Source organism: uncultured Campylobacter sp. (assembly GCF_938045345.1).
Lineage (GTDB): Bacteria > Campylobacterota > Campylobacteria > Campylobacterales > Campylobacteraceae > Campylobacter_B.
Window position 1 is genome coordinate 1 of record NZ_CALIMS010000043.1, and the last position, 6,764, is coordinate 6,764.

The 6,764-nt window shown below is 49.5% G+C and carries 7 protein-coding genes; all 7 read left to right on the top strand.

Features of this window, described 5'->3' with window-relative positions; translation table 11 throughout:
• Window positions 1-431: 431 nt before the first annotated feature.
• The 7 genes from Q0144_RS08000 to Q0144_RS08030 all read left to right on the top strand — a co-directional run bounded on the left by Q0144_RS08000 (window position 432) and on the right by Q0144_RS08030 (window position 6,732).
• Window positions 432-1,112 (top strand): F0F1 ATP synthase subunit A, encoded by a 681-nt coding sequence (locus Q0144_RS08000; protein WP_177387592.1) that lies wholly within the window; start codon window positions 432-434, stop codon window positions 1,110-1,112.
• On the top strand, window positions 1,102-1,326 hold the full coding sequence (locus Q0144_RS08005; RefSeq protein ID WP_297896069.1) for a hypothetical protein: 225 nt from the start codon (window positions 1,102-1,104) through the stop codon (window positions 1,324-1,326). Before Q0144_RS08000 ends, Q0144_RS08005 begins: the two co-directional genes overlap by 11 nt.
• Window positions 1,327-1,438: 112 nt before the next feature.
• Complete coding sequence (gene gatB, locus Q0144_RS08010; protein ID WP_298063137.1) at window positions 1,439-2,860, top strand: Asp-tRNA(Asn)/Glu-tRNA(Gln) amidotransferase subunit GatB; 1,422 nt, start codon at window positions 1,439-1,441, stop codon at window positions 2,858-2,860.
• Window positions 2,861-3,049: 189 nt separating this feature from the next.
• Entirely contained in the window at window positions 3,050-3,232 is a 183-nt protein-coding gene (locus tag Q0144_RS08015) for a hypothetical protein (RefSeq protein WP_298063139.1), read from the top strand.
• Window positions 3,233-3,357: 125 nt separating this feature from the next.
• Complete coding sequence (locus Q0144_RS08020) at window positions 3,358-4,248, top strand: NAD(P)H-dependent glycerol-3-phosphate dehydrogenase (protein ID WP_298063141.1); 891 nt, start codon at window positions 3,358-3,360, stop codon at window positions 4,246-4,248.
• 508 nt (window positions 4,249-4,756) lie between these two features.
• Complete coding sequence (locus tag Q0144_RS08025) at window positions 4,757-5,998, top strand: uracil-xanthine permease family protein (RefSeq protein WP_298063143.1); 1,242 nt, start codon at window positions 4,757-4,759, stop codon at window positions 5,996-5,998.
• Between the two features lie 209 nt (window positions 5,999-6,207).
• Window positions 6,208-6,732: a hypothetical protein gene (locus tag Q0144_RS08030; protein WP_298063146.1), complete on the top strand. Its 525-nt coding sequence runs from the start codon at window positions 6,208-6,210 to the stop codon at window positions 6,730-6,732.
• The last annotated feature ends 32 nt before the right edge of the window (window positions 6,733-6,764 follow it).

Consider the following 6,764-nt stretch of genomic DNA (forward strand, 5'->3'; position numbering starts at 1 on the left):
CTTGGAATTCTTGGAATTCTTGGAATTCTTGGAATTCTTGGAATTCTTGGAATTCGCCACGGCGCCGTCGCGGTATAATTTTATTGTATTTTTTGTATCTGTAAACATAAATTTTACCGCCAGCCGGCTTAGGGCTTCTCTGTATGCGCTAGATTAAATTCTATTTTGCAAAAATAGCGAATTGGCAGTGTAGCCGTAAATTTCGTACTTACTAGCAAAAATTTTGTCATTTGCTGTAAATATGGAGCTAAATGCCAAAAAAAACGCAAAATCTTTGCCGAAATGGCGCGCAAGCTAGACGAAAGTGCTAGGCAAGTAAGCGGTGTGAGAACTCGCAAAGCTCAAAATTTCACTTGCTGGCGCAAATTTAAATATACTTTAACGAATAGAAGTGTAAAATACGCCACAAATTTTAACGATCAAGGGTTTTTATGCTAAAAGACATCTTCCTTTTCGGCGGTTTAATTTCTTACGACCACACTTTTATCTACCTTTTTTACTTCTTTTTGGTCGTCGCTATCATCGTAGCCGTCGCGCTTTGCTCCACTCGCTCGCTTCAGCTTGTACCACACGGCATGCAAAATATCGCCGAAGCCTACCTAAGCGGCGTGCTAACGATCGGTAAGGACGCGATGGGTAGTGAGGAGCAAGCCAAAAAATATCTTCCGCTAATCGCAACATTGGGATTTGTGATATTTTTTAGTAACGTTATCGGCTTAGTGCCGGGCTTTGAGTCGCCGAGCGCGAGTCTAAATTTAACCCTTTCGCTTACGCTTTGCGTTTGGTTGTATTACCATTTTGAGGGCGTTCGCGAGCATGGCGTGATCAACTACCTAAAGCACTTTATGGGTCCGGTGAAAATCCTAGCGCCGTTTATGTTCGTCATAGAGATCGTCTCGCATTTTTCGCGCGTCGTATCGCTTTCTTTCCGACTTTTCGGAAACATCAAAGGCGACGATACCTTCCTGCTAGTTATGCTTACTCTCGCTCCTGCGCTAGTGCCGATGGTGCCGTTTGCGCTGCTTACTTTTATGGCGATTTTGCAGACTTTCATTTTCATGGTTTTAAGCTACGTTTATCTAGCGGGCGCCGTGATCGTCGATGAGCATTAATTTTAAGCGAAATTTCTTATACTTCCTCGTGGGTGCGTCGTTCGGATTGATCTTCGTCGGCGCATTCGTCTTTTTTGCCTATCCGTCATTTTATTTTTTGGGGTTAAAATTCCTCTTCATCTGCACCGCTCCCGGCGTGATATGCGTCATCATCACCTGCTTGATGGTCGATGTTTTCGATCTGAAAGAAAAGCTCCTTAGCGGCGGCGAGTAAAATCTATCCGATTAAATTTTAAAATTTGGCTGCGCCGTGTGCCGCTACAAGCGAGTATTAAAGCAAAAAATTGTAAAATTACGCGAAATTTTTATTCTAAAAGGTTAAATTAATGTTTGAAACCGTGATCGGCCTGGAGGTACACTGCCAGCTAAATACCAAAACCAAAATTTTCTGCTCCTGCCCCACGAGCTTCGGCGATGAGGCAAATTCGCACGTCTGCCCGACCTGCCTAGCGCTTCCGGGCGCTCTTCCCGTGCTAAACGAGGAAGCGGTTAAAAAAGCTATCAGCTTCGGCACCGCCGTCAATGCGACGATCAATCGCAAGTCGGTATTCGACCGCAAAAACTACTTCTACCCCGACCTTCCTAAGGCGTATCAAATTTCGCAGTGGACGATCCCGATTGTCGAGCACGGCGAGCTTTTCATAGCCGCGGACGGACAGAGCAAGCGCATCGGCATTACACGCGCGCACTTAGAGGAGGATGCTGGCAAAAATAATCACGAAAGCTCGCGCAGCCTAGTCGATCTAAATCGCGCCGGTACGCCGCTTTTGGAGATCGTAAGCGAGCCTGATATGCGCTCTGCGGACGAGGCGGTCGCGTATCTAAAAAAACTCCACAGCATTTTGCGCTTTTTAAATATCAGCGACGCAAATATGCAAGAAGGCTCGTTTCGCTGCGACGTAAACGTCAGTATCCGTCCGCAAGGCGAGCAAAAGCTCTACACGCGCGTGGAGATTAAAAATTTAAACTCCTTTAAATTTATCCAAAAGGCGATCGAGTTTGAAGTGGAGCGTCAGATCGAAGCGTGGCAGGACGACAAATATGAGCAAGAGGTCGTGCAAGAAACCCGCCTTTTCGACACTGCTAAGTTTATCACCAAGCCGATGCGCAGCAAAGAAGACAGCGCCGAGTACCGCTACTTCCCCGATCCTGACCTGCTAACCGTGATCGTGGATGACGAGATGCTAGCTGCTGCGCAGCATATCCCCGAGCTGCCGGATCAGAAAAAGGCCCGCTACGTCCGCGAGCTGGGTGTTAAAGAAAAAGACGCCGAGATCATAATCTCGACCTACGAAAACGCGCGATTTTTCGAGGATCTGATCGCGGCGGGGCACGAGCCAAAACTTTGCGTCAGCTGGCTTACTGTCGAGCTTGCGGGCAGGCTTAAAAACGGAGTTACGATTGAGGATTCGCCCGTAGGTAGCGCGAAGATGAGCGAGCTTTTAAACGCGATCGAAGGCGGTGCCGTGTCGCAAAAGGCCGCCAAAGAGGTGCTTGATTATCTAATGGAGCACGACGAGGCCGTAAGCTCGGTCATCGACAAGCTGGGTTTACGACAGGTAAGCGACGACGGCGCGATTTTGGAGATCATAGCGCGCGTGATGAGCCAAAACGAGGACAAAGTCGCAGACTATCGCGGCGGCAAAGACAAGCTATTCGGCTTCTTCGTAGGCCAAGTGATGAAAGAGGGCAAGGGCGCGTTTAATCCTGCAAAGGTGAACGAGCTTTTGAAACAGAAGCTGGGCTGATTTCGCGGATTGCGTGGCGAATTAATGCGGCGCGGCGCATGCGATAGATGAAATTTAGGGATAAAATTCTAAATTTTATCGTTCGCGTGAAATTTTATCTGCGCTTTGCGGACACGCTGCGCGGCAAGTTCGATAAGATACACTTGCTTGAGCGGGCAAACGGACGGCACGCATTAGTCCGGCTGTGCAATGGGTAAAATTTTGCATACGGCAGGCGATGCATGCGAATTAAATTTAGTAAATTTTGTGCGTGCGGGCGCGGTGAAATTTTTCAGGCTCGCACAAGGTGAGAAGCCAGATAAAATTTTATGTCGCGGCGAGCAAGGTTTGAATTTACGCATGCGGGTTAAATTTCGGCAAACCGCCTTGTAAATTTAACGCAAAGCCGCGCTGTAAATGCTGTAAATTTAGCTGCGGTTAAAATTTGCGCCAACGGATCGCTCAAATATCCGGCGCAAGTTTTGCGGAATTTTATAAATCAGATCGAAAGGGCTACAATGAAAATCGCGGTTATAGGCGCGGGCAAATGGGGTAGCGCGCTTTTTGATGCGCTTAGCGCGAAAAACGAATGCGTCATCACTTCGCGCACGCCAAGACAAATTCCGCATTTTGTAAGCGTGAGCGAAGCGCTGGAGTGCGAAGCGCTCGTTTTCGCGCTCGCAGCGCAGCAAACCGCGCAGTGGCTGGATCAAAATTTCACTTACAAAAATCAAAAAATTCTAGTCGCTTCCAAGGGCATCGACGCCGCAAGCGGCAGGTTTTTGAACGAAATTTTTGAATCTCACGTCGCACGCGGCAATCTTGCTTATCTATCAGGTCCGTCGTTTGCCACCGAAGTCATGCAGAAGCTGCCTTGCGCGCTCGTCGTAAGCTCGTGTAACGAAAATCTAGCCGAACTTTTCGCAAGTGCCTTCCCTGCCTACATCAAGACCTACACGAGTGGTGATATCATCGGCGCAGAGGTGTGCGGCGCGTATAAAAACGTCATCGCCATCGCTAGCGGCGTTTGCGATGGGCTCGAGCTCGGCAATAACGCTAGAGCGAGCTTGATCGCGCGCGGCATCGTAGAGATCGCGCGCTTCGGCAAGTTTTTCGGCGCGCGAGACGAGACTTTTTTGGGCTTAAGCGGTGTGGGCGATCTGTTTTTGACCGCCTCGAGCGCACTATCGCGAAACTACCGCGTGGGACTAGGGCTTGCGCGCGGTAAGAGGCTCGAGGAAATTTTGCGCGAGTTGGGCGAGGTCGCCGAGGGTGTGGCTACAACCGAAGCGGTCGTAAATATCGCGACAAAGCACAAAATCTACGCTCCGATCGCTACCGAGGTCGCGCAAATTCTGCGTGGCAAGGACGTAAGAGCGAGCCTGAAGGATCTGCTGCGCAAAAAATAGCCGTGCGACGGAATTTACTCGCTAAATTTTAGCGGTAAATTCGGCCTGCATAGTTTTGATTTATCCGCTATGTTTGTGAAATTTAGTTGCTGGTTTGCGGATTTTGGTCGTTGTCCGTTTGGATCTGCTTACGCGGCTTTGATTTGAAATTTAGCTTTAAGCTTGAGCGCGAAATTTTAAAGCGAGGTCGTAAAATTTTAAAAAGAGGCTAAAATTTTAAAACATTTAATTTAAGGTGGGCCGCAGGTAGTTGACGGCTAAGAGTGGAGTAGGCTGTCCGTCTGTGACTGGGTAGGTCAAAATTTTTTATGTGTCAGATTTAAAAATTAAGGCGTAGTATTTTTTATTTAGACGAGGCGGAAAGGCATAAATTTTGAAAATATTCAAGACAGATGATGTGTAGTTTCGATAAATTTTTAGTGCTTGCAAAGGAGCAGACTGCTCGTCCGTGACTACAGCAAGTAATAAAAATTTATCGAAAATCCATAGCGAATGGGGAATTAACAAGATGGAAAAATACGAAGGCTACAATCTCAGGCTACGCGACGCTCTCGTCGGCGTACAGTTTTTATTCGTGGCATTCGGCGCGCTAGTACTCGTGCCGATCTTAACGGGGCTTGATACGTCCGTGGCGCTGTTTACGGCGGGCATCGGCACGCTGCTGTTTCAGCTCATCACGCGTAAACACGTCCCGCCGATCTTTCTCGCGTCTAGTTTTGCGTTCATTGCGCCGCTAAGCTTCGGCGTGAAAGAGTGGGGCATCGCCGCGACGATGAGCGGGGTGATCGCGGCGGGGCTTTTTTACGTGGTTCTAAGCCTGCTTATTAGGCTCAAAGGCGAGGGGTTTTTGCATAAAATTTTACCGCCCGTGGTCGTGGGCCCCGTCATCATGACGATCGGCCTCATCCTCTCGCCCGCAGCCGTAAATATGGTCATGGGCAAGGGCAAAGAGGCGCTATATACGCAGGGGCAGTCGCTTACTATCGCGCTCATCTCGCTCTCTGCGGTTATCGTCGTTATGATGTTTGGTCGCGGTATGCTGCGCCTCGTGCCGATCCTGTGCGGTATTGCGGCTGGATACTGCGTGTCGCTATTTATCGGCATCGTGGATTTTACTCCGATTTTAAATGCGCCTTGGTTTGTGCTGCCGCATTTCACCGCGCCGGTTTTTAAGCTCGAAGCGGTGATCTACATGGTGCCTATCGCTATTGCGCCCGCGATCGAGCATATCGGCGACATGCTCGCGATCAGCAACGTAACGAAGGAAAATTTCCTCAAAAACCCTGGGCTTAAAAGCACGCTGCTAGGCGACGGACTCGCGACGTCGCTAGCGGGATGCTTCGGCGGACCGCCGAACACCACCTACTCCGAGGTCACGGGCGCGGTCAGTATCACAAAGGCCTATAATCCCGCCATCATGACCTTTGCCGCGCTTGCGGCGATACTGCTAGCTTTCGTGGGTAAGCTCGGCGCCGCGCTCTCCACGATCCCCGCTCCCGTCATCGGCGGCATTATGTTGCTGCTTTTCGGTATCATCGCTAACGTGGGCATGGAGACTCTGATCAAAAACGGCGTGGATCTGGCCGAGCCGCGCAATATGATCATCGTCGCGCTCATCTTCGTCTGCGCGATCGGCGGCATGGTGCTGGATTTTGGCGCGATGAGCTTTAGCGGCGTTGGACTTGGCGCGCTTATCGGCATCACGCTAAATTTGGTTCTGCCAAAGACCAAGCATTTTGACGGGTACTGAGTTAAATTTGCGCGAAGCTTGCGTAGTTTCGAGCGATTGCAGGTAAATTTGAGCTGAGGCTTTGCTGTCAAATTTGATAAGCTTTAAATTTACCCGTGGCTTTTTGCCGTCAAATTTACCGCGCCCTAAATTTTAAAATTTCCCCCGCAAACGCTTTTAAATTTCTAACGTTTTAAACTAGCAAGATATATAATTGCCTTATGAAAAAGGTGAATAATTTAAGCAAATTTGATAAAAAGGCGCTAAGGCTCCTTTTTGCGGTACTTTTCGTGCCACTCTTCGTTTCGCTCGTTTTTATCTATGAGCTATCGGTGTATGATAGCTCGCGCGAGTTGCCCGCAGACGCGCAAAAGATCGGGGGTAGCGATTACTACAACATCGGCGGCAAAATTTATCTACGCTCTTGGAATCTCGCTCCTTACGAGCTAGAGGGCGGTGCGGACGCGGCGAGCTTTCGCGCGCTTGATACCGGCAGATACTTCTACACAAACGTCGGTATGGACGCTAGTAGCGTATTTTGCGGCGCTCGCAAGATGTCGGGGCTGGATCCCGCTCGTACGCAAAAGATCGGTTCTCGCTACTACAGCGACGGGCGCGTGAGCTACTTTTGCTCGGACGTTACGCAGCGCATGGGCGGCGCGATAAGCTACATTTACAAGGTATTTTTCCATGCGTTTGGGCTCTCCAAATGGCCGCAGGAGTATAACTTATCCATACGCGAGGCTGGATACTAGCGCGCCTATCTCGCCGCTGACCGAGAGCCCTT